The following is a 26,853-nucleotide window of genomic DNA, read 5'->3' on the forward strand; positions in this document are numbered from 1 at the left end:
CTTTCTCACACATTGTACGTACCCGATTTCGTATCTCCTCCGTGTCCCGTCCAATTTTCATGGAAAAACTGTCCACGCAACTCGTCTGTCCTTTCAAAGGTATGCGCACCAAAATAGTCACGTTGCGCCTGAATCATATTGGCAGGCAACTTGGCAGACACCAGCGAATAGAAATAATTCAAGGCGGACGAGAATGCAGGCACCGGAAGTTCCTCTTTCATGGATTGTGCCACCAGATGTTTCCAGCCGGAAAGCAACAGCTGCATTTCATTTTTGAAATAAGGAGCCAACAGCAGATGTTTGGGCTTGTCTTTTGCCTCGAAAGCCGTAGCTATGTCGTTCAGGAAAATACTACGGATAATGCAGCCGCCCCGCCACATGCGTGCGATGGATGCCAAATCGAGGTTCCAGGCAAAAGCGTCGGATGCACGCTGCAACACGGCGAATCCCTGAGCATATGACACTAATTTGGAAGCATAGAGTGCGGAATAGATATCCTTCACCATCTCCGACTTGTTGTACACCGCCTGCGAGCGTCGGCATACAAATTGCTTGGAAGCCGTTTCACGCAAGCCCTTCTGTGCCGACAAACTACGTTCGAACACAGCCGTAGCAATCAGCCCCAACGGCATGCCCAGCTCCATCGCATTGATAACGGACCACTTGCCCGTACCTTTCTGTCCGGCGGTATCCAATATCTTATCTATCAGGTAACCTCCTGATTTGTCCTTATGACGCAGTATGTTGGCGGTAATTTCAATGAGATAGCTACGCAACTTACCCTCATTCCAATCAGCAAAGATTTCCGCCATCTGTCCATTGTCCAGACCAAGCAGATTCTTCATCACCCAATAAGCTTCGGCAATAAGCTGCATATCTCCATATTCGATACCGTTATGTATCATCTTGACGAAATGACCGGAACCGGCAGGACCAATCCACTGGCAGCACGGGGTACCGTCAGATGCTTTTGCCGCAATACTCTGCAGGATAGGCTTCACCTCAGGCCAGGCACTTTCAGATCCTCCGGGCATGATAGACGCGCCGTTCAGCGCTCCTTCCTCTCCACCGGAAACTCCAGCTCCCACAAAACGGAAGCCTTTCTTTTCGGCCAATGCCACACGCCGGTTGGTGTCCTCATAATTGGAATTACCACCGTCAATCAGGATATCCCCTTCGGACAAATGGGGAAACAGCTGTTCCATCAGTTCATCCACCGCACTGCCGGCACGAACCATCATCATTATTTTGCGGGGTATGGCAATGGAAGTTACAAATTCGGCTATATCTGTATAGCCTTCAATTTTTTTCCCTTTGGCGCGGCCGTTCACAAAACGTTCCACCACCCCTTCTTCCACTCCCGGAACCGTACGATTATATACCGAAACATTCCATCCCTTATCTGCCATATTGAGGGCCAAATTCTCGCCCATAACTGCCAGACCGATAAGTCCAATGTCTGTTTTATTTAAATTCTTCATATTCATGTAAATTTTGTCTTTATATGGAAACAAAATGCTAACAGCATTTGTTCGTATGAATTACGAAAATAAAATAGTACTTTTGTCAGCGAAAGCCTATTTTTCAACCAGACAGAAAACCAATGCTCATGAAGAACTTCCACATCGGACTATTGCCACGCATCATCATTGCCATTATCTTAGGTATACTTTTCGGAAATTTCCTACCGGCTTCGCTGGTACGGCTGTTCGTAACATTCAATGCCATTTTCAGTGAATTCCTGAACTTCTCCATCCCCCTCATCATTGTGGGACTGGTCACGATTGCCATTGCCGACATCGGCAAAGGAGCCGGACGGATGCTGGTCGTCACGGCGCTCATTGCTTACGGAGCTACCTTATTCTCCGGCTTTCTCTCCTATTTCACCGGTATGGCGGTATTTCCTTCCCTCATAGAAACCGGGGTGCCGTTAGAAGAAGTCAGTGAGTCTCAAGGCATTCTTCCCTATTTTTCCGTGGGTATCCCGCCCTTGATGAATGTTATGACCGCACTCGTACTTGCCTTCACACTGGGGCTGGGCCTGGCTCATCTGAAAAGTGAGGTACTGAAAAATGCGGCACGCGATTTTCAAGAGATTGTCATCCGCATGATCAGTGCAGTGATATTGCCGCTGCTTCCCATCTATATTTTCGGCATTTTCCTCAACATGACACACAGTGGACAAGTATTCGGCATCCTGATGGTCTTTATTAAGATTATCGGTGTAATCTTCCTGCTTCACATCTTTCTCCTGGTATTCCAATACAGCATTGCGGCACTGTTTGTCCGCAAGAACCCTCTCAAACTACTGGGACGAATGATGCCTGCCTACTTCACGGCTCTAGGCACTCAATCCAGTGCCGCCACTATCCCCGTAACATTGGAGCAAAGTCGGAAGAACGGCGTCTCTGCCGATATTGCCGGCTTCGTCATCCCACTTTGCGCCACCATCCATCTGTCGGGCAGCACATTGAAGATTGTGGCATGCGCCCTGGCACTGATGATAATGCAAGGCATGCCCCATGATTTCCCTCTATTTGCAGGATTTATCTTCATGCTGGGCATCACTATGGTAGCCGCTCCCGGGGTACCGGGAGGCGCCATCATGGCATCACTGGGCATCCTGCAATCCATGCTGGGCTTCGACGAGTCGGCACAAGCGCTGATGATTGCACTATACATAGCGATGGACAGCTTCGGTACTGCCTGCAATGTGACGGGCGACGGGGCAATCGCACTGATTATCGACAAAGTGATGGGAAAGAAATAGTTTATATTTTGCCATCTCGTGGAAAATAACGAATATTGCAGTCCGAAAAGACATAATAACAAGAAGCATACATTATGAAGAAAGCCCTTATCTCCGGCATTACCGGGCAGGACGGCTCGTTCCTTGCCGAATTCCTCCTGCAGAAAGGATATGAAGTGCACGGTATCCTGCGTCGCTCTTCCTCTTTCAACACCGGCCGCATCGAACACCTCTACTTCGATGAGTGGGTACGCGACATGAAACAGAAACGTACCATTAACCTGCACTATGGAGACATGACAGACTCCAGCTCTCTCATCCGTATCATCCAGAGTGTGCAGCCGGACGAAATATATAACCTTGCCGCCCAAAGCCATGTCAAAGTATCCTTCGACGTGCCCGAATATACCGCCGAAACCGATGCCGTAGGCACCCTGCGCATGCTCGAAGCCGTACGCATTCTCGGTATGGAAAAGAAGACACGCATCTACCAGGCCTCCACTTCCGAGCTCTTCGGAAAAGTGCAGGAAGTGCCGCAAAGCGAAACGACCCCGTTCTATCCCCGCAGCCCCTATGGCGTAGCCAAACAGTATGGCTTTTGGATTACAAAGAACTACCGCGAAAGCTATGGCATGTTTGCTGTAAACGGCATACTCTTCAACCACGAGAGCGAACGCCGAGGTGAAACCTTCGTGACAAGAAAAATCACACTGGCGGCTGCCCGCATCGCCCAAGGCTTCCAGGACAAGCTGTATCTGGGCAATCTGGATGCCCGGCGCGACTGGGGATATGCCAAAGACTACATCGAGTGCATGTGGCTCATCCTGCAGCACGACACCCCCGAAGACTTCGTCATTGCCACCGGAGAAATGCATACCGTACGCGAATTTGCGACACTGGCATTCCGAGAGGTAGGCATCACTCTGTGCTGGGAAGGCCAGGGAGTGGATGAGAAGGGTATCGACACACAGACCGGAAAAGTCCTCGTGGAAGTCGACCCCAAATATTTCCGGCCTGCCGAAGTGGAACAATTGCTGGGCGACCCCACCAAAGCAAAAACACTGCTGGGATGGAATCCGAGGCAGACCAGTTTTGAAGAGTTGGTACGCATCATGGCAGAGCACGACATGAAATTTGTGAAGAAACTGTATTTAAGAAGCAAAGAGCTTTGAATGAACTATTAAACTTTCAGACAACAATGTTAGACAAAAATGCCAAAATATATGTAGCAGGCCACCGGGGACTGGTAGGTTCTGCCATCTGGAAAAATCTTGAGGAGAAAGGATACACCAATCTCATCGGCAAGACCCACACAGAACTCGATCTGCTCGACGGAGTTGCCGTACGCCGCTTCTTCGACGAGGAACAGCCCGAATATGTATTCCTTGCCGCCGCCTTTGTGGGTGGCATCATGGCCAACAGTATCTACCGTGCTGACTTCATCTACAAGAACTTGCAGATACAGCAGAACGTCATCGGCGAAAGCTTCCGCCACGGAGTGAAAAAACTTCTCTTTCTGGGCAGCACCTGCATCTATCCCCGTGATGCCGAACAGCCGATGAAAGAAGACGCACTCCTCACTTCTCCGCTGGAATACACGAACGAGCCCTATGCCATCGCCAAAATAGCCGGACTGAAAATGTGCGAAAGCTTCAATCTTCAATACGGTACGAACTACATTGCCGTGATGCCCACCAACCTTTACGGTCCCAACGACAACTTCGACCTGGAACGCAGCCACGTGCTCCCTGCCATGATACGCAAGATACACCTCGCCCACTGCCTGAAACAAGGCGACTGGGATGCCGTACGCCACGACATGAACCTGCGTCCGGTGGAAGGCATCAACGGCGACAGCAGCAAAGAGGACATTCTGAATATCCTCCGGAAATACGGCATCAGCGAAGAAGAAGTGAGATTATGGGGTTCCGGCACCCCCTTGCGCGAATTCCTCTGGAGCGAGGAGATGGCAGATGCCAGCGTCTTCGTCATGGAACACGTCGACTTCAAAGATACCTTCAAGCCGGGCGACAAGGAAATCCGCAACTGTCACATCAATATCGGTACGGGCAAGGAAATCACTATCCGCCAGTTGGCAGAGCTGATTGTCAACACCGTAGGCTATCAGGGCCGGTTGACCTTCGACACTTCCAAACCCGACGGCACCATGCGCAAACTGACCGATCCCGGTAAGTTACATGCATTGGGATGGCATCATAAGATTGATATCGAGGAAGGTGTGCAACGCATGTACCGATGGTACTTGGGAAAGTAATTAGTGACGTATGATTAGCCATGAATGCCATACGGTACAAGGTGGGAACTGTATTGTTTATATTGCTGATACTTTTATCAGGTATCAGCCCAACCATGAATGCCATGATAGCTCCCGTGACCTATTCCGTTCGCGGCAAAGTCATCGACAGACAGTCCAGACAACCCGTGGCCTACGCCAACGTTTTCGTTGCCGGCATCCCCGGGAAAGGGGCATCCACCGATTCACTCGGCACATTCAAGATAGAGCAGGTGCCTCCGGGCATCTATAGCCTTGAGGCATCCTGCATAGGATACCAGACTGTTTCCACCCCCGAATATATCGTTTCAGCCTCAACCCCGTTCATCGAGATAGAGATGGAAGAGGATGCCAATCTGCTGAACACAGTAGTGGTGGTGCCTTCCCCCTTCCGGCGAAGTATCGAAAGCCCGGTCAGCATGCGTATCATCGGCTTGCAGGAAATAGAGAAAAGTCCCGGAGCCAACCGGGATGTTTCGCGCATCGTACGCTCCTATCCCGGCGTCTCTTTCTCTCCCATCGGCTATCGCAACGACTTGATTGTTCGGGGCGGTTCTCCTTCCGAAAACCGCTTTTATATGGATGGCATCGAAATCCCCAACATCAACCACTTTGCCACTCAGGGTGCATCCGGAGGACCGGTAAGTATTGTCAATGCCGACCTGATACGCGAGATTACATTTTATACGGGCGCCTTCCCCGCCAACCGCTCCGGAGCCTTGAGTTCCGTCCTCGACTTCCGCCTCAAGGACGGAAATCCGGACAAGCAGGCGTTCAAAGCCACCATCGGCGCATCGGAAGTCTCGCTCAGCGGAGCAGGCCATCTAGGGCAGCGCACCACTTATCTGTTCTCCGCACGCCAGTCCTACCTGCAACTTTTGTTCAAGGCTTTGGGACTGCCCTTCCTGCCCAATTTCATTGACGGACAATTCAAAACAAAAACCCGTTTCAACGAGCACAGCGAGCTGACCCTGCTTGGTCTTGCAGGCATTGACAAGATGAAACTGAATACCGATGAAAAAGGAGAAGATGCCGAATATCTGCTCAGCTATCTCCCCACTATCCATCAGGAAACATTCACTCTCGGAGCCTCTTACAGACACTACAATGGAAGGCACGTACAATCCCTTATACTGAGCCATAACTACCTGAACAACCGCAATCTGAAATACCGCAACAACGATGACTCTTCCGAAGACAACCTGACCCTGCGCCTACGCTCCACAGAACAAAAGACCACCCTGCGTTTCGAAAACCAAACGCGCTTGGGAGCATGGACCCTAAAAGAAGGAGCAGAACTGAACAACTCCATCTATACAAACCACAGCAGGCAAAGACTATACGGCAGTCATTCGGGTACGCTTTCCATCTACGAAACCTCACTCAACATCTTCGGCTGGGGGGCTTTCTTCTCTTCCGACTATACCACCGCCGACAAGCGTCTGGCCCTTTCTGCCGGTATCCGTATGGACGGCAACACTTACAACCGAAAGATGCGGCAGCTATGGAAACAGTTCTCCCCACGCCTCTCTGCATCCTACAAACTCTCGGAACAATGGACCCTGAGCGGAAGTACCGGCCTCTACCACCAATTGCCTCCCTACACCGCTTTGGGATATAAAGACAATGAAGAGCAATATCTCAACAAAAACCTGAAGTACATGCAGGTCTTTGAAAGCAGCCTCGGTGTGGACTGGCACCTGCAAGACCGGTTCATGGTTTCTGCAGAAGGTTTCTTCAAGCGTTACAGCCGTATGCCACTTTCCCTCCAAGACAACATTCCGTTGGCATGCAAAGGAAACGATTACGGTGTCACCGGCAACAAACTGAAGCAGCCGGATGTGATAATGAGTACGGGCATCATCGAAAATCCGTCTGCTCCTGTTACCGAACAGCGCTATAAAATGAAATACCTCAAGCAGGAAAGCGGCACTATCCTGCCTACTTTAGGTATAACTGTCGAGTTTTAGCAAATAGCCGCCATAAAAACTATTTTCCCTATAAAAGTTTGCTTTCTATATATAAACCCTTATATTTGCACAATTTTCAACCAAATGTGCAATTAATATCATGGAACAAAGTTTTATCGCCTATATAGAGAATAGCATAAAGGAAAATTGGGATTTAGACGCTCTGACCGACTATAAGGGAGCAACCCTACAATATAAGGACGTAGCCCGCAAAATAGAAAAGCTGCATATCATTTTCGAGGCAAGCGGCATCAAGAAAGGCGATAAGATTGCCGTCTGTGGCCGCAACAGTTCCCACTGGGGCGTAACGTTCCTCGCAACATTGACCTACGGTGCGGTAATCGTCCCCATCCTTCACGAGTTCAAGGCAGACAATGTACACAACATCGTGAACCATTCCGAAGCCAAACTGCTTTTCGTAGGCGACCAGGTTTGGGAAAACCTCAACGAAAGTGCCATGCCGCTGCTGGAGGGCATCATGATGATGGCAGACTTCTACATTCTTGTCTCCCGCAGCGAAAAGTTGGACTATGCCCGCGAACATCTCAACGAAATGTTCGGTAAGAAATACCCCAAGAACTTCCGCAAGGAGCATGTCAGTTATCACAAGGACCAGCCCGACGAACTGGCGGTCATCAACTATACATCCGGCACCACCAGTTACTCCAAAGGAGTGATGCTGCCCTACCGCAGCCTTTGGTCAAACACCACTTTTGCTTTCGAAGTATTGCCGCTGAAAGCCGGTGACAAGATTGTCTCCATGCTGCCAATGGCACATATGTACGGACTTGCATTCGAGTTTCTGTATGAATTCGCCGTAGGTTGCCACATATTCTTCCTCACTCGTATGCCCAGCCCCAAAATCATTTTCCAGGCTTTCACCGAAGTGAAGCCTAACCTGATTGTGGCTGTTCCGCTCATTATCGAAAAGATTATAAAGAAGAGCGTACTGCCCAAGCTGGAAACTCCCGCCATGAAGCTGTTGCTGAAAGTACCCATCATCAATGACAAGATAAAGGCGACCGTACGCGAACAAATGATTCAAGCCTTTGGCGGAAACTTTGCAGAAATCATTGTAGGAGGAGCTGCCTTCAACCAGGAAGTGGAGCAGTTCTTAAAGATGATAGATTTCCCCTATACGGTAGGCTATGGAATGACGGAATGCGGCCCCATCATCTGTTACGAGGATTGGACCCGCTTCAAACCCGGTTCTTGCGGAAAGGCCGCACCGCGTATGGAGGTGAAAATCCTATCATCCGATCCCGAAAACATTCCGGGAGAGATTGTCTGCCGTGGTCCCAATGTCATGCTGGGTTACTACAAGAACGACGAGGCCACCGTACAGGTACTCGACAAAGACGGCTGGCTGCACACCGGAGACCTTGCCCTGATGGATGCCGAAGGCAACGTAAGCATCAAGGGACGCAGCAAGAACATGCTCCTTGGTCCGAGCGGTCAGAATATCTACCCGGAAGAGATAGAAGACAAACTGAACAATATGCCGTATGTAGCCGAAAGCATCATCGTGCAGCAGAATGAGAAACTGGTAGGTCTGGTTTACCCCGACTTCGATGATGCCTTTGCCCATGGGCTGAACAATGACGACATCGAACGCGTCATGGAGGAAAACCGTGTGGCACTGAATGCAGAACTGCCCGCATACAGCCAGATATTCAAAATGAAAATCTATCCTGAAGAATTTGAAAAAACGCCGAAGAAATCTATCAAACGCTTCTTGTATCAGGAGGCCAAAGGATAATGTAAAAAAACAATTAAACTACAACCTATCTAACCCTTTCTAAATTATTATCTAAATGAGAAACGAATTATTATTATCCGCCATGCTTCCGATATGCGGAATGGCGGGAGAAGCGTATGGCATGCCGCCTGGGGATGCCGTACCTGCTCCAAAAGAGCAGCCAAACATCATTCTGTTCCTAGTGGATGACATGGGATGGCAAGACACGTCCCTCCCCTTTTGGACACAGCGTACCAAGTACAACGATACGTACCATACTCCCAACATGGAACGGATGGCTACACAAGGCAAAATGTTTACGCAGGCCTATGCATGCAGCATCAGTTCACCTACGCGTGTCAGCCTTTTTACGGGAATGAATGCTGCCAGGCATCGAGTCACCAGTTGGACCCTCCGCAAGAACACTACCCATGAACAACCCGACTCGGTCATGATTTATCCGGAATGGAACGTTAACGGCATTTGTCAAGAGCCTGGCGTGGAACGGACCACACAAGTCACCTCCCTGGCCGAAGTGCTCAAAGACCATGGCTATCACACCATTCATTGCGGAAAAGCCCACTTCGGTGCTGAAGGCACTCCCGGAGCCGACCCGTTGAAAATGGGGTTTGAAGTGAACATAGCCGGACATGCTGCCGGTTCACCTGCCAGCTACTATGGCAAGGAGAATTTCGGCAACAAAACAGACGGTAAAAGCCCGCTGGCTGCCGTACCCGGTCTGGAGAAATATCATGGAACCGACACTTTCCTAAGTGAAGCCCTTACCATAGAGGCCATGAAGGCCCTGGACGATGCACAGCAGACTGACAAGCCATTCTTTCTGTACATGGCACACTATGCCATCCATACCCCTATACAACCTGACATGCGTTTCTACCAGAAGTACCTGGACAAAGGCCTTCCTCCGGTAGAAGCTGCCTATGCTACTCTCATTGAGGGTATGGACAAAAGTCTGGGAGACATTATGGATTATCTGGACAAGAACAACCTGACGGAAAACACTATCCTCATCTTCATGTCCGACAATGGCGGTTTGGCGGCCCATACCCGCGCCGGACAACTGCATGTCCAGAACTATCCGCTCAACAGTGGTAAAGGTTCCGCCTACGAAGGAGGCATACGTGAACCGATGATTGTCCGCTGGCCGGGCATCGTAGCGCCCCAAACCCAATGCGACCATTACCTGATGATAGAGGACTTCTTCCCCACCATCCTTGAGATGGCAGGCGTAGACAACTATACAACCGTACAGCAACGCGACGGCATCAGTTTCATGCCATTGCTCACCGGAAAAGGTAAAATGAAAGACCGTGATATCTACTGGCATTATCCCAATAGCTGGGGTCCTTCCGGCCCGGGCATCGGAGCCACTTGCTCCATCCGTTCGGGCGAGTGGAAGCTGGTGTATTATTTCGGTGACGGTAGACGGGAACTTTTCAACATCCCCGCCGACATCAGTGAAAAACATGATATGGCCCGAGAGAAGCCTGAAGTTGTCAAAGAGTTGTCACGGAAATTAAGTAATTACCTCCGGTCTGTGGATGCGCAGCGCCCTCTGTTGCGTGCCACCCGCCAACCAGCTCCCTGGCCGGACGAAATATAGAAAAAAGTATGAAACGAAACCTTTCCCTCCTCCTTGTGTCCCTGCTTTTTGCAGGGACAGCTCTTGCCCAAGAACATAATCCGGGCAGCGTACAGCCGGATACGATTCAGAAATCCTCCGAGAAATCTTTCCGGAAACAACGCTCTCCACGAACAGGCCATGGCCCGGTAGGTATCAATATCTCCTTATGGAAAAACATCTCCACACAGCGGACTGATACCATAGGAAGCACCTGCTTCAATCTGGGTGTGTTCTCCTCCATGAACCGTCTGAATGGCCTCGGCATGAATATTCTTGGCAGTGTAACCGGCAGGGATGTGAACGGTGTACAGATGGCAGGTCTGTCAAATATGGTGGGGGGAAGCATGCGAGGCATGCAGATAGCAGGAATTACCAACATCAATGGCAACAACCTTATCGGAGTATCCGTTTCGGGACTGGTAGGTATCACCGGAAACCATGCGCAAGGCGTCATCATTTCCGGTCTGGCAAACATCAGTGGGGACTATAATCGTGGCGCCTCCATAGGCGGCCTGTTGAATATCAGCGGAGAAGGTGCTTCCGGCATACACTTTGCCGGACTCGCCAATATTTCCGGTGGAAATTTCAAAGGATTTTCAGGGGCCGGCCTGCTAAGTGTAATCGGTGAAGACTTGAATGGCATGCAGATGTCCGCCCTTACCAACATCACCGCCGGAGATATGACCGGTGTTCAGGTTTCCGGCCTGGGCAATGTGGTGGGTGGTACAGCCCGAGGATTACAAATAGGCGCTGCCAATATGGCCATACGTGCCCAAGGGCTTCAAATAGGTCTATTCAACTACTACAAAGAAAAATTAGATGGTTTCCAGTTGGGATTAGTCAATGCCAATCCCCAAACAAAAGTTCAACTGATGTTTTTCGGTGGTAATGCCACCAAGCTGAATGTAGGTGCCCGTTTCAAGAACCGGCTCTTCTATACCATCCTCGGTGGCGGTACCCATTATCTGGATTTTGGCGATAAGTTTTCCGCTGCCCTCTTCTACCGTGCCGGTCTTGAATTACCGCTCTACAAACAGCTGTTCATCAGCGGAGATCTGGGATACCAACATATAGAAACCTTCAAGAACAAGGACTACGGCATTCCGGCACGTCTCTATGCCCTCCAGGCACGTGTCAATCTGGAATACCACCTGACCGAGCGCTTTGGCATATTCCTCACCGGCGGTTATGGCGGCAGCCGCTACTACACCCAAGGGAAAACCTATGACAAAGGCATCATTGTAGAGGGCGGGGTGACGATACTGAAATTATAAATTATTGTTTCTCCTTAATCAGCCCCGTCCTATACGCCACCAGCAGTTTCATCAAATCCTGAATCTGCGTAACGAGTTCACTTCCTTTATCCGTATCCTTCACCATCATACGCTGCGAATTGAATTCGACAACCAGGGTTGTAGACTTGATGTCTTGTCCTTCTTCAATGGCTTTCTGACGGCTCTGGAACGGCTCATGCTGCACCAACTGCAAGCCGTGGGAATGATATACCAGCGTATATCCCGCAATTCCCGTTTCCGGCTGATAGGCTTTTGAAAAACCACCGTCAATCACCAGCAGCTTACCATCCGCTTTGATGGGTTTCTCACCTTTAATGGTCTTTACCGGTACATGTCCGTTGATGATATGCGAATGTGGCCCCGGCTTCACGCCGAACTCTTCAAGAATGCGGTCACACACCTCAGCCTCGTTGCGCAAAGCATAGTAATGCCCTTTCGTCTCCTTATGCAATGTTTTGTCGGCCACAAAATAGCGTTCAAAGGTAGCCATCTTGTCTTTATCGAAGGAAGGGGCATCCGGTCCGCACCACATGTACCAGACATAATCCAGTGCAAACTGTTTCTCGTCCGAACCGTCCTCGTCAAAGTAAGCGGTACGTATCAGCTGGTCGGTCTTTTTCAGCAACTTACGTCCCCAGTATTCCTTTTGGCCGATGCGGACATGTTTAAAACTGCCGTCCGCATTCAGAGGCACGGAAGCATGATAAAGCAGGTTACTGTTGCACACCAGATACATGCCGCCATGCGTAAACAAGCAGCGCATGTGCTTCTTCATCTTCTCGCTGTTCATGAAAGAAGAATGAATCCGGTGCATCAGTTCGCGCTCTTCGTCCGACAGACGATACGGGTCCGCCGGGTCTATGGTGGGGAAATTCACATCGCGCAACGGATATTCCTTGCCTTCGTATACAAACACACCACGCTCGAAATCCACCAGATGCAGCAGTCTCCGGTTTTCCATACCGAACTCAGGACGACGGCTGATGATTTCCGCTTCCAGTTTCAACTGGATAACCGTAATTGCCTTGTGCATCTGTGTAATCAGCCGCAAGGTCTTCTCATTGTATTCCGCATCGGCAAAGTTCATTTTCGGTGCAAAGATGGTGCAAGGGTCATCCGCATAGGTATCCATGGCAAACGTTGCAAGCGGCAACAGATTGATGCCATAACCATCCTCCAGCGTTGCTAAATTGGCATAGCGCATCGACATACGGATTACGTTGGCTATACAAGCATCATTACCCGATGCGGCACCCATCCACAGAATATCGTGGTTACCCCATTGGATGTCGAAATTATGATAATCACAGAGAGTATCCATGATAATATGCGCACCCGGTCCGCGGTCGTATATATCGCCCACGATATGCAGCGAGTCGATGGTCAAGCGCTGGATAAGGTTGCACATCGCCACAATAAAATCATCCGCACGCTTCGTAGAGATAATGGTACTGATTATGACATTGATATAGGCATGCTTGTTAGGTTCGATGCTCGATTCGTGCAACAGCTCTTGAATGATATACGAGAACTCTGCTGGAAGTGCCTTGCGTACTTTCGAACGGGTATATTTGGACGAAACGTTCTGGCATACTTTTACCAACTGGTTCAGTGTTATCAAATACCAGTCATCCAGGTCCGTTTCCTGCTCCTTGATAAGTTGCAGCTTCTCTTCCGGATAATAAATTAACGTACAGATTTCCTTCTTCTCACTTTCGCGCAGTGTATGCCCGAATATTTCGTTCACCTTACGTTTCACTGCCCCCGATGCATTCTTCAGCACATGCTGAAAAGCCTCATACTCGCCATGAATATCCGTCAGAAAATGCTCTGTACCTTTCGGCAGATTCAGAATGGCCTCCAGATTGATGATTTCTGTACTGGCATCAGCAATGGTAGGAAAACTGCGTGATAATAATTGCAAATAACGCAAGTCATTGACAATACTTTCCGGAGTTATATTTCCCATAGTTATTTAATTGATAGTTGATAATTGACAGTTGATAATATCCCTCATTCTTCATTATCCATTAATGAAGAACATGAGCAGCACTTGGGCTATAATTACCCGTAGAAACATGCACAGCGGATAAACCGTAGCATAAGCTACAGACGGATTGTCTCCCGGAATGGTGTCGTTGGCGTAGTTCAGCGCCATGGGGTTTGCCATGCTTCCGCACAGCATACCCGCCATTGTTCCGAAATCTATCTTCAGCCACTTGAAGGTAACGATACCCATAATCAATACCGGAACCACAGTCAACGCAAAACCCGTAGCAATCCATAACAGCCCTTCCGGCCGGAATACCGTATCGAAGAAATGGGCACCCGCATCCAGTCCCAGGCAAGCTAGGTAAAGAGACAATCCCAATGCACGGAGCATCAGGTTCGCACTGCGCGTAGTATAAGTCACCATGTGCATCCTCGGACCGAATGTCCCGATAAGAATACCTACGATGATAGGGCCTCCTGCCAATCCGAGCCGCACGGGAGCGCTGATGCCGGGAATGGAAATAGGAATTGCTCCCAAAGCCAGACCGATGACAATACCGATAAATACCGCCACCAAGTTCGGTTCCTTCAGGCTTTTCACAGCATTGCCCAGCACCTTCTCCACATTTTGTATAGCAGCGGCTTCGCCCACTACGGTCAGGCGGTCACCCAATTGCAAGGTCAGTTCCGCTGTGGCCAGCAGCTGCACGCCGCTACGATAAACCCGGCTGATATTGATACCGTAATGATTACGCAGATGGAGAGAACCCAGCTTCTTGCCGTTCAACTCCGGGCGCGTCACCACGATACGTTGCGAAATCAACTGGCTGTCTATGGCATTCCAGTCTATATCTTCCTTGTTCCAATCAGTATGCTCCTGCTCGCCGAAAAGCACAGTCAGAGCCGGCGTATTTTTCTCCGAGGTAATCACCAGCAGGCGGTCACCTTCCTTTATAATCTTTTCCGAGGTAGGAATACTCACATTCCCATCCCGCCACAAGCGGGAAATCACGAACTTCGGATAGCTGTTCAGCCCGCCTATTTCCTTGATACTCTTGTTGAAGATGGCAGGATTGTGCACCTGGAACGCAACAATGTAAGGCTTGTTCACGTCATCCTTCTCTTTCAATTCCAGGTCTTCCTTATGCGCCAGCGTCTTACGGATGAACAGTACGGCCAGAATGACCCCTACCACCCCCAGCGGATATGCCACCGCACACCCCAAAGCAGGGGTACTGGACTCCAATCCCATCTGTTTCAATGTCTGCTGTGCCGCACCGAGTGCCGGTGTGTTTGTCGTGGCACCGCAAAGTATGCCCACCATATCCGGCAGGGATACTCCCAACCCATAGCTGCCCAGTACAGTCAGCAGGGTGCCGATAAGCACTACACCCGTGGCGAGCATATTCAGTTGTACCCCTCCTTTACGGAAAGAGCTGAAAAAACCCGGTCCCACCTGCAAACCCAAAGCATACACAAATATCACCAGCCCGAAGCTTTCCGCATAATTCAGCATCTGCGGGTCTATGGACAACCCGAAATGCCCGGCAATGATGCCGGCAAAGAATACAAACGTCACTCCCAATGAAATGCCGCAAACATGTATCTTCCCCAATCCCAATCCGATAGCGGAAATCAGTGAGAGTACCACAACCGCCTGCAAGGCGGAGTGCTCGACGAATAAACTATATAGCCAGTCCAATGTGCATTCTATTTTACAGTTTCAGGCTGCAAAGATAGTGCAAACCTCATGCAAAATAAAACGAACCCGTCTATTTTTTATGCGGCAGCACTTCTAAAAAAGGGATACGATACAATAAATCCCTGCTGCCAGCAAAGCACTGACGGGGATAGTCAGCACCCAAGCGGTCATCAGACTCTTCGTAACTCCCCAACGCACAGCCGAAAGCCGCTTCGTGGCCCCTACTCCGATAATAGCTCCCGTAATGGTGTGTGTCGTACTTACCGGAATCTTCAGATACTCCGTCAGATAAAGCGTAAACGCACCGGCAGTTTCCGCAATCACCCCTTCCAGTGGCGTCACCTTCGTAATCTTAGTCCCCATGGTCTTCACAATCTTCCACCCGCCGGACATGGTACCGAGTGAAATGGCCGTAAAACAAGAGAATGCCACCCAGTCCGGCAGGTCATCAATACTGTTTATCCCCATTCCCAGTCCTTCCGAATGTCCGGCTATCATAGCCGCAGCAATGATACCCATTACCTTCTGTGAATCATTCAGACCGTGCCCGATGCTGAACAAAGCCGAAGACACCAGCTGCAGTTTCTTGAACCACACCTCGGCCGTATGGGGATGCGCCCTGCGGCAAATGTACAAGACCAACAACGTAAAACCGAATGCCACCACCATACCAATCAAGGGAGCCAGAAAAATGAATGCCGCAATCTTCAGAATGATACTCAACTGGATGGCCTCAAAACCGTGTGCCATGATGGCAGCTCCGGCAAAACCTCCGATAAGCGTGTGCGAAGAAGAGGAAGGGATTCCCTTCCACCAAGTGAACAGATTCCAGGCAATAGCCGCAATCACGCCGGCCAGAATGATAGGCAAAGTAATGTAAGGCTCCATCACCGTTTTCGATACGGTGTTGGCAATGCCGAAACCGCCGATGACACACTTGGCGATGAAAAAGGCCACAAAATTGAAGAAAGCCGCCCATATCACCGCCTGAAACGGTGTAAGCACTTTGGTAGACACAATGGTGGCAATAGAATTGGCCGCATCATGAAAACCGTTGATATAATCGAATATCAGAGCCAGTACAATGATAATCACTAATAGTTCCATGCGTCCGTTCGTTTATGCATATTTCACAATCAGGCTCCTCAAAATCTTGCCCACGTGTTCGGCTGCGTCCGTCGTTTTTTCCAACTCATACATAATCTCCTTGATTTTGATGAGTTCAATGCAGTCCTTCTCTTCTTCAAAAAGCCTGGTGATGAAAAATTCATAAATATCATCTGCCCGGTTTTCTATGTCATGCAGCTGGTTGCAATATGCGCGCAGCTTATCCGGACTCTTGCGAAATGCCTCCAGTTCATCCATGGCCTGGCCGATGAGGGCCGCTTCTTGTTGAACCATATGTCCCAGCTCTTTCCCCTTGTCCGAAATAGGATGCGGATTATAGATAGTGATACGCTTGGCACAGCTGTTTATTCCATCAATCACATCATCCATGCCCGAAGCCAGGTCGTGGATATCCTCCCGGTCAAAAGGAGTAATGAAAGTAGTGCCCAGTTCATCCAGAATCAGATTGGTCAGCTTATCGCCCTCGCGCTCCAAATCTTTGATTCGTTTATAATCTTCCGCCCTCTTCTCAGGCGAGTCATGGCCCAATATTTCTATCAACAGAGCCGACGAGGACAATAAAATCTCAGACAATTGCTTCAGCAAAGGAAAGAATTTCGGTTCTTTCGGTGTGAACCGGCTAAAAAAAGAATTCTTCATAATGGATAAATGTACTAAGTATATTAATTTATTTTTGTTTTCGTTGTTTCAGTCTTGCACGCAGCACTTCTACCACGGCCGGCAGTATGGAAACCACAATAATGGCCACAATCAGCAGAAACAATATGGCATACGCCCACATATGATATTCCTGCACTATATCAATCATATACTGATCGATATGGAGAATAAAATCTAATAGAAAATCCATTATATATTGATTATCAGTACTTAAAAAATAGAGAAAAACTCGGCATGGGGAGACGGGCAATCTCTCCGGCTCCCGAAAGAGAGGAGGGGAAAGTACTAAATAAGAATACGCCTCAGCGTATATACATAATATCTATATGAAATCTTATGGGGATGGAAAGTAAAGGGGAAAGAAGTTGTCTTTTCTTCCGGGAGCAGAGTTTTCAGGGTTCTCGCGACCTTGACAGCAATGAAGTCCGGATTAAGCCTCAACAATTTCGAGCAAGAGGCATGCCGTAATGAGAAGGTATTTCCTATGCAACCGGCATCTGCCAGGCAATTATAATTCGCGTCCTCCCCTTTTTCCTGGCATTGTCTGCCATCTGCCCCCGACAAGCTGTGCTGGGCTCCGGAGAAATAATGCACATCCGCAGTAGGGAGTGTCTTACATCCCTCCATATCATCAGAAACGGAAGTGAACTTCGATATGAGGAACAACCCTAACAAGATATAGAATATACATTTCGCCATAGCGGGTGCAAATATAGAAACTATTTTCGGATTACAACAGAAAAATGAAAAACAAAAAGCGGTTAACCGTTTCATCAGTCAACCGCTTTCTTGTTTTTGTAGTGGGTACGAGAATCGAACTCGTATACCATGCGTGAGAGGCATGTATCCTAACCGTTAGATGAACCCACCCTCGCATTTGTCTTGTACACCCTCAGGGATTCGAACCCTGGACCCACTGATTAAGAGTCAGTTGCTCTACCAACTGAGCTAAGAGTGCATCTGGCGGAAGCTGGGGGATTCGAACCCCCGGTACGGTTACCCGTACGTCAGTTTAGCAAACTGGTGGTTTCAGCCACTCACCCAAACTTCCTTTTTATAACCAGCATTCTTTTCAAATGCGGTGCAAATGTAGGGCAAACTTTTGGACTGTGCAAATCTTTCCTACATATTTTTTTCACAGTTTTCATGCAATTTGAGATAACACGTTAACACTCAAACCCTAAAACAAGAAAAAAAATTTGATACATATCAAACCGTCCTTTTCAACCTTTCCTTATCTTTGCGCGATTTTTAAAGTATAGTGCACATACACGGACAATGATACAACAAGAAAGCCTGAAAAAGCGGCTTGCCAAGCTGGCCGCCCCCATCTTTATAGAGACACTTCTCATCATGATGCTCGGTGCGGTGGACACCATCATGCTGAGCCGCCACTCGGACAACAGTGTTGCCGCCGTAGGGGTAGTCAACCAGATTATCATGCTCACTTTCCTCGTTTTCGAAGTCATCAATCTCGGAACGTCCGTTCTGTGTTCCCAGTATCTCGGTGCGAAACTACACAAGAAAGTAGTGCAAGTGGTCGGCGTATCCATCCTCGTCAACCTGGCGGTAGGTATCACGGTCAGCTTGATACTGTTTTTCTGTGCCCATCCCATCCTCCGGCTGATGGGGCTCACCGCTGAACTGATGCAGGACGGCATGGACTATATGCGTATCGTAGGCGCTTTCGCCTTCTTCCAGGCACTATCCCTCACCCTCTCCGCCTCCCTGCGCAGTGCCAACAAGGCCATCTACCCGATGATGGTCACCGTCGTAGTCAATATCCTCAATATCATCGGCAACTACTCCCTCATCTTCGGTCGCTTCGGCTTTCCGGAACTGGGCGTGGAAGGCGCCGCCATCTCCACAGCCTTCAGCCGGGGTGTCTCCATGATTATACTGTTCGTCATACTGTTCCGCAAGCACATCCACCGTTTCCCAGTGGCATACTTCCGCCCTTTCCCATGGATAGAACTAAAGAATCTGATGAAGGTAGGCCTACCCTCCGCCGGCGAACAATTGTCGTACAGCTCGTCGCAGGTCGTCATCACTTACTTCATCAACATGCTGGGAGTGGAAGCGCTCGCCACCCGTACCTATTGTGTCAACATCATCATGTTCGCTTATCTGTTCAGCATCTCCATGGCACAAGGCGGCGCCATCTGTATCGGGCATCTGATAGGCGAGAAGAAACCTCACGCCGCCTTCCTTATGGGAAAATACGTCATGAAGAAATCCGTCATGATAACCGTCATGCTGTCCTGCATCCTCGCCCTTTCGGGGCATGCCATCTTTGGCTGGCTCACGTCCAACCCCGACATCATACGTATGGGTGCCACCATCCTTATCATAGATGTACTCCTCGAAATAGGCCGCCCCATCAACATCTTCGCCACCAACGCCCTTCGTGCGGCAGGAGATGTCAACTACCCCTTCTACGTAGGGTTGGTGGTGCAGTGGAGTGTAGCTGTAGGTGTGGGATACCTTTTCGGCTTCCCCTTCGGCTGGGGTATCTGCGGCATGTGGGTAGCCTTCCTGTTGGACGAGAATATCCGCGGCTTCATTTTCGTCCGCCGCTGGTATGGCATGAAATGGGTAAACAAAAGTTTCATACGGAGCTGATTTTTTCTCGTAAAAACCTTATCTTTGCCCCTCGAACAAACAAATTATGGCTTTATGGATGCACTATTGAAAGAAACCGTAGATGCCGCTATCAACTCCCGCTATCCAGGCATGGCTCCCGAGGGAAGAAGGTTGATAGAGGAAATCCTCATTCGCAAGGAAGTAGAAAAGGGCGCATTATTACTCAATGAAGGGCAGATAAGCCATAATATCGTATTTGTAGGAAAAGGCATGTTGCGCCAATTCTATTATAAAAACGGTAAAGACGTCACCGAACACTTTTCCTATGAAGGCTGCATCATCATCTGCATAGAAAGTACCTTGAAGCAGGAACCCACCCACCTCATGATTGAGGCACTCGAACCGAGTGTCGTATACCTGCTGCCATACAACAAGCTGCTGACACTTACCGAAATCTCATGGGAAATAAACATGTTCTATCGGAAGATTCTGGAATATTCCCTGATTGTTTCACAGATAAAGGCTGACTCCTGGCGGTTTGAGACTGCACGCGAGCGCTATAACCAGCTCATGGAACATCAGCCCGAAGTCATCAAGCGGGCTCCTTTGTCGCACATTGCGTCCTATCTGCTGATGACCCCCGAAACACTGAGTCGGGTACGTTCGGGCATACTGTAACCCTCCTCCTGTCTGCCCGGAGAATACATATCTGAATTTATATAGAAATTTTACCATTTCTCCCCTAAGCGTGCATTGATTGCCATACAATCATTTCATGCTCAAGGTTGTTTTATATGTATTTAAAATATTAAAATTCAGATTATGAATACTATACATAATTTTTCCGCTTCCCTGATACAGCGGACAAAACAAGCCGGACGATACAGTACATCTGGTATATATACCAGTACAGTGAACAGCTTTTTCCGCTTCATCGGCCACCGTTCCATCACTTTTGCAGATCTTACCCCCAGCCTCATCAAGCAATACGAAGACCGGCTGCTCGGCGAAGGGCGGCGCCATAATACCATATCCACCTATATGCGTATGCTCCGTTCCATCTCTCACCAGGCTGCCGAACAAGGCATTCCATTCACACACAGTATAGACGATTTGTTCGCCTATGTATTCACTGGCTATGAGCCTACCGCCAAACGGGCCATCTCTCCTTTACTAATCCGGCGCTTGGTAAATCTTGATTTGGAGAAGAAACCCGCCTTGCGTTTCAGCCGCGACATGTTTCTGTTAAGTTTTTACTTACGAGGCATTCCGTTCGTAGACCTTGTACATCTCCGCAAAACGGATGTCAAGCACAATACCATTTATTATTACCGCCATAAGACCCGTCAGCAATTGTCCGTACATATAGAGTCGTATGCCGCACAGATTATAAATAGGTATAAAAACGAAGCCGCCTCTTCCCCCTATTTGCTACCGATATTATCACTGACCGGGGAAGATGGTTACAGACAATACAAAAGTGCTTTACGGCTCTACAACCAACATTTACACACACTTTCGAAGATGTTACGGTTAAGCATTCCATTAACATCTTATGTAGCCCGCCATAGCTGGGCCACCACTGCCAAAGACGAAGGAGTGGCCATTTCTGTGATTAGTGAAAGCTTAGGACATACTTCTGAAAAGGTAACTCATGTTTACCTCGCTTCTTTTGACAACAATGCGATGAGTAAAGCAAATAAAAAAGTGATTGCAACAATCCATCCAAACAAAAAGAAAAAGCCCTAAAAACTAGAATTTGTAAAAGTATTCCTATTTGTATAGGAGTACTTTTATTATCCAATTTTATTCTCTTACTTACAAGGTAAGAGAATATGTTTTGTGGCTGCAAAGATATGAAAAAGATTACTACAATCGCAAAAAAATAGATTTATTTTTTAATTCATATTTATCTCATATATAGATATAAGACACATTGCAGCCACTTGTATTTCAGTCTTATATATTTACATAAACGCCCCCATTTTGAATTCAAAAATTAAATTTAATTATGAGATAAAATATCGTTTTACATTTTAATTACATATATAGTCTTTTAATGTAAAATACCTTTTAATGGCTGGTTTATAAGATTATTCTCCAAATAAAATACCACCTCTTACCTTGTAAGTAAGAGAGTATTGGTATCCATTACCTTGTAAGTAAGAGAATTATTAAACAAACAAGAATGAACAGTTTTTTCTCTTTCAATACCATTGAGAAAGAAAAAAGCTATTGAATTAGTGTGAATTATGAAACAAGTTCTCCATTTCAATAAAGTGATTAAGTTCGTCATTATCTTTGGTGACTTATGCTTACTGAACATCATTTTCATCTCGCTATATCACATTTTTGACTACCAAACACTGGGCAATGAATTTACACATTCATTGTCCCAGCTATTGGTATTATTGAATCTAGTCTATCTACTTTGCAATTACTCCAATGGCGTCGTACTGCATGAACGTATTGTACGTCCGGAACGCATTGTACGTCGGGCTCTCCGTAATACAACTTTTCACGCCACGCTGTTCATCAGCTTGGCTACTTTAGCAGATATAGGTACCAGTTCACTCCGTTTTTTTACATGCTTTTATAGTATTTTCTTTATCTGCCTCGCTATATATCGCCTTCTTTTCCGGTATTTACTGAAAAAATATCGAGAACATGGAGGTAACTCACGTACCGTCATTTTAATCGGCAGTAACAAAAACATGACAGAACTCTATCAAGAAATGACCGGAGATCCCACCACGGGCTTCCGCATTACCGGCTATTTCTGTGATGTACCTTCTGATGATTTTCCCGAAGATGTCCCCTATTTAGGGCAGCCTAAAGAAGTTGTCACTTATTTACAGCAACACCATATAGAACAAGTCTATTGCTGCTTGCCTTCTGCACGTAGCCATGAAATACTTCCAATCATCAATTATTGCGAAAATCACTTGATTCGTTTCTATAGTGTACCTAATATTCGCAATTACCTGCATCGTCGCATGCACTTCGAGATGTTTGGCAATATCCCCGTACTCACTATCCGCGAGGAACCTTTGGCACAAATGGAAAATCGCCTACTGAAAAGAGCCTTCGACCTCTTTTTCTCCCTCGTTTTTCTGTGTACAGTATTCCCCTTCGTCTACATCATCATAGGTACCGCTATCAAGCTATCCTCCCCCGGTCCTATCTTCTTCAAACAAAAACGAAGCGGAGAGAATGGAAATGAATTCTGGTGTTACAAATTCCGTTCGATGCGTGTCAACATAGACAGTGACGAACTACAAGCCACCGCCAATGACCCGCGCAAAACAAAAATCGGAGATTTCATCCGTAAAGCCAGCATTGACGAACTTCCCCAATTTTTCAATGTGTTACTGGGGCAAATGTCCGTTGTAGGGCCACGCCCCCATATGCTGAAACACACTGAAGAATATTCACGCCTTATCGACAAATATATGGTCAGACATCTGGTAAAGCCCGGCATCACCGGTTGGGCCCAAGTCACCGGCTACCGTGGTGAGACCAAAGAACTCTGGCAAATGGAAGGACGTGTACAGCGCGATGTATGGTATCTGGAACACTGGACTTTTCTATTGGATTTATACATTATATACAAGACAATCAGAAACGCCATTCAAGGCGAGAAAGAAGCGTATTGAGAATTAAAATTGAAAATCAAAAATTAAAAGGAGCAGTAATGAAAAACAAGAAAAGTATAGCCATCTTGATGGCGGCAATTACATTGGCAAGCTGCCAATCTTACAAAAAAGTACCTTATCTACAAAGTTACGAATCACTTACAGATAAGAGTTATAAGGAAATCGTCATCAATGAAGTCAATCAGCAGGATACCCTCTACGATGCGCGTATCCAACCTAAAGACTTGCTGAATATCACCATAAACACCACTGATCCGCAAGCTGCCGCACCGTTCAACCTGACCATGCAGACCTATAATAACATAGCACAATCCAATGCCAGCACTACATCGCAACCAGCCCTGCAACAATATCTCGTAGACAATGCAGGTGAGATAGACTTCCCCGTGATAGGCAGACTGCAAGTAGGCGGCTTAACTAAAAATGCAGCCGAGAACCTTATCCGTGAACAGCTTCGTCCTTATCTCAAAGAAATACCTATTGTCACTGTACGTATGTCCAACTACAAAATTTCTGTCCTCGGTGAAGTGAACAGTCCCGGAACTTTCACTATCAATAATGAGAAAGTGAATATTTTCGAGGCGCTTGCCATGGCAAGCGACATGACCATTTACGGTATACGAAACAACGTCAAGCTCATCCGCGAAGACTGTAACGGCCAGCGAAATGTCATCAGCCTAAACTTGAACGAGCAGAATATTCTTCATTCTCCCTACTACTACATGCAGCAGAATGATATCCTTTATATAGCTCCAAATAAAACCAAGGCAAAGAGTGCAAGCGTCAGTAACAGTACCACTATCTGGGTTTCTGTGATTACTTCCCTTGTTTCACTCGCAAGTCTGATTGTCAACATTGTAAGATAATTTTAATCCTCAAAAAATGAAAGAAGATTTATACGATGACCTTTTAAACGAAAAAGAGGAAAAAACAGATTTCCAAGCCCTCTTTTTCAAATACATCATTCATTGGCCCTGGTTTGTGGCAAGCGTATTGATATGCACTGGCCTGGCCTTTGCTTATCTCCGTTACCAAATACCCGTCTACGAAGTGTCATCTTCTATCCTAATTAAAGAAGACGACAAGAAAAGTACCAACAATGCACTGTCTGCCATGCAGGATTTTGGTATGCTTTCCATGACCAGCAACTTTGACAATGAGCTGGAAATTCTGAAATCAAGGACACTCATCAAGAAAGTCGTGTCACGTCTGAACCTTTATACCAACATCGCCATCGAACAATCTTTCGGCTACGATGTTCCACTTTACAAAAACTCCCCTCTTGATGTGTTCATGACCGCCGAGGAAGCTGACAAACTGGAAGGGAACATTCGGCTGGAACTGATATACTCCCCTACCGGCCAACTGACTGTCACAGCCTTTTATATACAAAACGGAGACAAGCAAGAAACGACCAAATCTTTCGACGAACTACCTGCCATTCTACCACTCCCGGTAGGTGTCATCACCATTTCGCACAATGATTCATTGCCTGCTCCGCAAGAGCCCGTCAATCTGAAGGCTATCATCAGTACCCCCACTGCCGCAGCAGCAGGCTATAGGGCAGGTCTGACCGTAGCCCCCATATCCAATACCAGTACCATTGCCACCATCAGTGTACAAAACACCCATATACAACGAGCCTCCGATTTCACCCAAGAACTGATAATACTCTATAATCAGGACACCAACACCGAAAAGAATGAAGTGGCCCAGAAAAGCGCCGACTTCATCGAGGAACGTATCAGCATCATCAACCACGAACTGGGCACCACAGAAACCGAACTGGCGGAATTCAAGCAACGCGCCGGACTGACCGACATCAGCAGCGACGCGCAGCTTGCCCTTCAGGAAAGTTCCAAGTACGAACAGCAATATGCAGAGAACGCCACCCAAATCAACCTCGTGAACTATCTGCGCGACTACATCAACAATCCTGCAAACAACGACGAGATCATCCCTGCCAACGTAGGACTGAGCGACATGAACCTGACCTCCGCCATAGACAAGTACAACAATCTCATCGTGGAGCGTAAGCGCCTGCTACGTACCTCCTCCGAAAGCAATCCCGCCATCATCAATCTGAACACGGGGATCGAGGCCATGCGCCACAATGTGAAAACCACCGTAAACAGTGTTTTGAAAGGCCTGCAAATCACCCGGAGCAACATCGACCGACAGTCGCGCAAGTACGAAAGCCGCATCAGCAACGCCCCCAAGCAGGAGCAGGAGTTCATGAGTATCGCACGCCAGCAGGAAATCAAGGCCACCCTCTACATCATGCTGCTGCAGAAACGCGAGGAAAACGCCATCACACTGGCTGCAACCGCCAACAATGGACGCATTATCGAAGAGCCCATGCCTGCCGGCATCGTTTCTCCCCAAGGCAAAAAAATCTATATGATTGCCTTTGTCATCGGCATCGGCATTCCCTTGGGCATCATTTTCCTATTGAACCTGCTCCGTTTCCGCATTGAGGGGCATACCGATGTGGAAAAGCTCACAAAGGTTCCCATTATCGGCGACATCCCCCTTACCGGCTCAAGCAAGCACGAAGAGTCTGCCATTGCCGTACGCGAAAACGACAACGACATCATGACGGAAACCTTCCGCAGCCTGCGCACCAACCTGCTCTTCATGATGGGCGATCCGGATAAGAAAGTCGTCCTGGTTACCTCCACCATAAGCGGTGAAGGCAAGACTTTCATAGCTTCCAACCTCGCCCTCAGTCTGGCGCTGCTCGGCAAAAAGGTCATTCTGGTAGGATTGGATATACGCAAACCGGGATTGAACAAGTTGTTCCATCTTTCACACAAAGAAAAAGGAATCACCCAATACCTTGCCGCCCCCAAATCCACAGACCTTCATGCGCTGATACAGCCTTCCGGCATAACTTCCAACCTCGACCTGCTATTGGGCGGTCCCATCCCACCCAATCCTACGGAACTACTGGCACGCCAGTCACTGGAAGACACCATCAGTACATTACGCAAAGAATATGACTATATCGTACTGGATACAGCCCCTATCGGCATGGTGACCGACACGCTCATCCTTTCGCGCGTAGCGGACGCCAGCATCTACGTCTGTCGTGCAGATTATACGCATAAGACCGATTACCAGCTCATCAACGAGCTTCAGGAGCATCATCGTCTCCCCAACTTATGCACAGTAGTCAACGGAATCGATATGAAGAAGAAAAAATACGGTTATTACTACGGCTATGGTAAATACGGAAAGTATTACGGCTACGGTAAGAAATACGGATACAGTTGAGTTAGCGACTAGCTATTAAGAGTTGAGAGTAAATAATCGAGTGTCTAATTTTTAATTTCTAATTTCTAATTTTTAATTAACCCCGCCCCTCCAATGTGACAGGCGACCGCGTAGCGCGCCCGAACCTCAACTATTTATAGACCATAGAAATACACCTTTAAAGGAT

Annotated in this window: 20 protein-coding genes and 3 tRNA genes; 13 read left to right on the forward strand and 10 right to left on the reverse strand. The window is 47.9% G+C overall.

What is annotated here, in order from left to right; translation table 11 throughout:
- Positions 1-5: 5 nt before the first annotated feature.
- Positions 6-1,481 (reverse strand): decarboxylating NADP(+)-dependent phosphogluconate dehydrogenase, encoded by a 1,476-nt coding sequence (gnd, locus tag DWZ67_RS08800; RefSeq protein WP_034523384.1) that lies wholly within the window; start codon positions 1,479-1,481, stop codon positions 6-8.
- A 128-nt stretch (positions 1,482-1,609) separates the two neighbouring features.
- On the opposite strand from gnd, the gene DWZ67_RS08805 reads away from it, so the two are divergent.
- The 7 genes from DWZ67_RS08805 (at position 1,610) to DWZ67_RS08835 (ending at position 11,669) form a co-directional block, all read left to right on the forward strand.
- Positions 1,610-2,770, forward strand: a complete 1,161-nt coding sequence (locus DWZ67_RS08805; protein ID WP_005837656.1) for a dicarboxylate/amino acid:cation symporter — start codon at positions 1,610-1,612, stop codon at positions 2,768-2,770.
- A gap of 74 nt (positions 2,771-2,844) precedes the next feature.
- Positions 2,845-3,921: a GDP-mannose 4,6-dehydratase gene (gene gmd / locus DWZ67_RS08810; protein WP_005836261.1), complete on the forward strand. Its 1,077-nt coding sequence runs from the start codon at positions 2,845-2,847 to the stop codon at positions 3,919-3,921.
- A 26-nt stretch (positions 3,922-3,947) separates the two neighbouring features.
- Entirely contained in the window at positions 3,948-5,024 is a 1,077-nt protein-coding gene (locus tag DWZ67_RS08815) for a GDP-L-fucose synthase family protein (protein ID WP_022401522.1), read from the forward strand.
- Positions 5,025-5,044: 20 nt separating this feature from the next.
- The gene (locus DWZ67_RS08820; protein WP_120138615.1) at positions 5,045-7,012 is read left to right on the forward strand and encodes a TonB-dependent receptor; all 1,968 of its coding nucleotides are present in this window, start codon (positions 5,045-5,047) and stop codon (positions 7,010-7,012) included.
- A gap of 100 nt (positions 7,013-7,112) precedes the next feature.
- Positions 7,113-8,771 carry a long-chain fatty acid--CoA ligase gene (locus DWZ67_RS08825; RefSeq protein ID WP_005828046.1) on the forward strand — a complete coding sequence of 553 codons (1,659 nt, stop codon included), beginning with the start codon at positions 7,113-7,115 and terminating at the stop codon, positions 8,769-8,771.
- 55 nt (positions 8,772-8,826) lie between these two features.
- Positions 8,827-10,374, forward strand: a complete 1,548-nt coding sequence (locus tag DWZ67_RS08830) for a sulfatase (protein ID WP_005828045.1) — start codon at positions 8,827-8,829, stop codon at positions 10,372-10,374.
- A gap of 8 nt (positions 10,375-10,382) precedes the next feature.
- Positions 10,383-11,669 (forward strand): LA_2272 family surface repeat-containing protein, encoded by a 1,287-nt coding sequence (locus DWZ67_RS08835; protein ID WP_120138617.1) that lies wholly within the window; start codon positions 10,383-10,385, stop codon positions 11,667-11,669.
- A 1-nt stretch (position 11,670) separates the two neighbouring features.
- On the opposite strand, the gene DWZ67_RS08840 is transcribed toward DWZ67_RS08835, so the two are convergent.
- From DWZ67_RS08840 to DWZ67_RS08880, 9 genes are all read right to left on the reverse strand, one after another.
- Positions 11,671-13,659: a fructose-1,6-bisphosphatase gene (locus DWZ67_RS08840; RefSeq protein WP_120138619.1), complete on the reverse strand. Its 1,989-nt coding sequence runs from the start codon at positions 13,657-13,659 to the stop codon at positions 11,671-11,673.
- A 54-nt stretch (positions 13,660-13,713) separates the two neighbouring features.
- Entirely contained in the window at positions 13,714-15,384 is a 1,671-nt protein-coding gene (locus DWZ67_RS08845) for a putative transporter (RefSeq protein ID WP_005828042.1), read from the reverse strand.
- Positions 15,385-15,477: 93 nt separating this feature from the next.
- Positions 15,478-16,491 carry an inorganic phosphate transporter gene (locus DWZ67_RS08850; protein WP_005828041.1) on the reverse strand — a complete coding sequence of 338 codons (1,014 nt, stop codon included), beginning with the start codon at positions 16,489-16,491 and terminating at the stop codon, positions 15,478-15,480.
- Positions 16,492-16,503: 12 nt separating this feature from the next.
- On the reverse strand, positions 16,504-17,151 hold the full coding sequence (locus DWZ67_RS08855; RefSeq protein WP_005828040.1) for a DUF47 domain-containing protein: 648 nt from the start codon (positions 17,149-17,151) through the stop codon (positions 16,504-16,506).
- 28 nt (positions 17,152-17,179) lie between these two features.
- The gene (locus DWZ67_RS08860) at positions 17,180-17,320 is read right to left on the reverse strand and encodes a hypothetical protein (RefSeq protein WP_227224494.1); all 141 of its coding nucleotides are present in this window, start codon (positions 17,318-17,320) and stop codon (positions 17,180-17,182) included.
- A 137-nt stretch (positions 17,321-17,457) separates the two neighbouring features.
- A complete protein-coding gene (locus DWZ67_RS08865) occupies positions 17,458-17,871 on the reverse strand; it encodes a hypothetical protein (protein WP_120138621.1) in 414 nt (137 codons plus the stop codon).
- Positions 17,872-17,970: 99 nt separating this feature from the next.
- A tRNA-Glu gene (locus DWZ67_RS08870) sits at positions 17,971-18,042 on the reverse strand.
- 15 nt (positions 18,043-18,057) lie between these two features.
- Positions 18,058-18,130: transfer RNA gene (locus DWZ67_RS08875), tRNA-Lys, on the reverse strand.
- A 3-nt stretch (positions 18,131-18,133) separates the two neighbouring features.
- Positions 18,134-18,223: transfer RNA gene (locus DWZ67_RS08880), tRNA-Ser, on the reverse strand.
- A 227-nt stretch (positions 18,224-18,450) separates the two neighbouring features.
- On the opposite strand from DWZ67_RS08880, the gene DWZ67_RS08885 reads away from it, so the two are divergent.
- The 6 genes from DWZ67_RS08885 to DWZ67_RS08910 all read left to right on the forward strand — a co-directional run bounded on the left by DWZ67_RS08885 (position 18,451) and on the right by DWZ67_RS08910 (position 26,687).
- The gene (locus DWZ67_RS08885) at positions 18,451-19,794 is read left to right on the forward strand and encodes an MATE family efflux transporter (protein WP_120138623.1); all 1,344 of its coding nucleotides are present in this window, start codon (positions 18,451-18,453) and stop codon (positions 19,792-19,794) included.
- Between the two features lie 54 nt (positions 19,795-19,848).
- Positions 19,849-20,433 carry a Crp/Fnr family transcriptional regulator gene (locus tag DWZ67_RS08890; protein WP_005828036.1) on the forward strand — a complete coding sequence of 195 codons (585 nt, stop codon included), beginning with the start codon at positions 19,849-19,851 and terminating at the stop codon, positions 20,431-20,433.
- A 144-nt stretch (positions 20,434-20,577) separates the two neighbouring features.
- A complete protein-coding gene (locus DWZ67_RS08895) occupies positions 20,578-21,504 on the forward strand; it encodes a tyrosine-type recombinase/integrase (protein WP_008663082.1) in 927 nt (308 codons plus the stop codon).
- 503 nt (positions 21,505-22,007) lie between these two features.
- Positions 22,008-23,411 carry an undecaprenyl-phosphate glucose phosphotransferase gene (locus tag DWZ67_RS08900; protein ID WP_057253254.1) on the forward strand — a complete coding sequence of 468 codons (1,404 nt, stop codon included), beginning with the start codon at positions 22,008-22,010 and terminating at the stop codon, positions 23,409-23,411.
- A 38-nt stretch (positions 23,412-23,449) separates the two neighbouring features.
- Positions 23,450-24,277 (forward strand): polysaccharide biosynthesis/export family protein, encoded by an 828-nt coding sequence (locus tag DWZ67_RS08905; RefSeq protein ID WP_120138625.1) that lies wholly within the window; start codon positions 23,450-23,452, stop codon positions 24,275-24,277.
- A 16-nt stretch (positions 24,278-24,293) separates the two neighbouring features.
- On the forward strand, positions 24,294-26,687 hold the full coding sequence (locus tag DWZ67_RS08910; protein WP_120138627.1) for a GumC family protein: 2,394 nt from the start codon (positions 24,294-24,296) through the stop codon (positions 26,685-26,687).
- Positions 26,688-26,853: the final 166 nt, after the last annotated feature.

It is taken from the genome of Bacteroides sp. AF34-31BH (genome assembly GCF_003602795.1).
Lineage (GTDB): Bacteria > Bacteroidota > Bacteroidia > Bacteroidales > Bacteroidaceae > Bacteroides > Bacteroides uniformis.

Excerpts from the sequence above, each read along its gene's own strand:
- DWZ67_RS08850 (WP_005828041.1), bottom strand. The coding sequence starts at position 16,491 with ATGGAACTATTAGTGATTATCATTGTACTGGCTCTGATATTCGATTAT.
- DWZ67_RS08805 (WP_005837656.1), top strand. The coding sequence starts at position 1,610 with ATGAAGAACTTCCACATCGGACTATTGCCACGCATCATCATTGCCATT.
- DWZ67_RS08895 (WP_008663082.1), top strand. The coding sequence starts at position 20,578 with ATGAATACTATACATAATTTTTCCGCTTCCCTGATACAGCGGACAAAA.
- DWZ67_RS08840 (WP_120138619.1), bottom strand. The coding sequence starts at position 13,659 with ATGGGAAATATAACTCCGGAAAGTATTGTCAATGACTTGCGTTATTTG.
- DWZ67_RS08860 (WP_227224494.1), bottom strand. The coding sequence starts at position 17,320 with ATGATTGATATAGTGCAGGAATATCATATGTGGGCGTATGCCATATTG.
- DWZ67_RS08835 (WP_120138617.1), top strand. The coding sequence starts at position 10,383 with ATGAAACGAAACCTTTCCCTCCTCCTTGTGTCCCTGCTTTTTGCAGGG.
- DWZ67_RS08905 (WP_120138625.1), top strand. The coding sequence starts at position 23,450 with ATGAAAAACAAGAAAAGTATAGCCATCTTGATGGCGGCAATTACATTG.
- DWZ67_RS08830 (WP_005828045.1), top strand. The coding sequence starts at position 8,827 with ATGAGAAACGAATTATTATTATCCGCCATGCTTCCGATATGCGGAATG.
- gnd (WP_034523384.1), bottom strand. The coding sequence starts at position 1,481 with ATGAAGAATTTAAATAAAACAGACATTGGACTTATCGGTCTGGCAGTT.
- gmd (WP_005836261.1), top strand. The coding sequence starts at position 2,845 with ATGAAGAAAGCCCTTATCTCCGGCATTACCGGGCAGGACGGCTCGTTC.
- DWZ67_RS08820 (WP_120138615.1), top strand. The coding sequence starts at position 5,045 with ATGAATGCCATACGGTACAAGGTGGGAACTGTATTGTTTATATTGCTG.
- DWZ67_RS08900 (WP_057253254.1), top strand. The coding sequence starts at position 22,008 with ATGAAACAAGTTCTCCATTTCAATAAAGTGATTAAGTTCGTCATTATC.
- DWZ67_RS08855 (WP_005828040.1), bottom strand. The coding sequence starts at position 17,151 with ATGAAGAATTCTTTTTTTAGCCGGTTCACACCGAAAGAACCGAAATTC.
- DWZ67_RS08865 (WP_120138621.1), bottom strand. The coding sequence starts at position 17,871 with ATGGCGAAATGTATATTCTATATCTTGTTAGGGTTGTTCCTCATATCG.
- DWZ67_RS08815 (WP_022401522.1), top strand. The coding sequence starts at position 3,948 with ATGTTAGACAAAAATGCCAAAATATATGTAGCAGGCCACCGGGGACTG.
- DWZ67_RS08890 (WP_005828036.1), top strand. The coding sequence starts at position 19,849 with ATGGATGCACTATTGAAAGAAACCGTAGATGCCGCTATCAACTCCCGC.
- DWZ67_RS08910 (WP_120138627.1), top strand. The coding sequence starts at position 24,294 with ATGAAAGAAGATTTATACGATGACCTTTTAAACGAAAAAGAGGAAAAA.
- DWZ67_RS08825 (WP_005828046.1), top strand. The coding sequence starts at position 7,113 with ATGGAACAAAGTTTTATCGCCTATATAGAGAATAGCATAAAGGAAAAT.
- DWZ67_RS08885 (WP_120138623.1), top strand. The coding sequence starts at position 18,451 with ATGATACAACAAGAAAGCCTGAAAAAGCGGCTTGCCAAGCTGGCCGCC.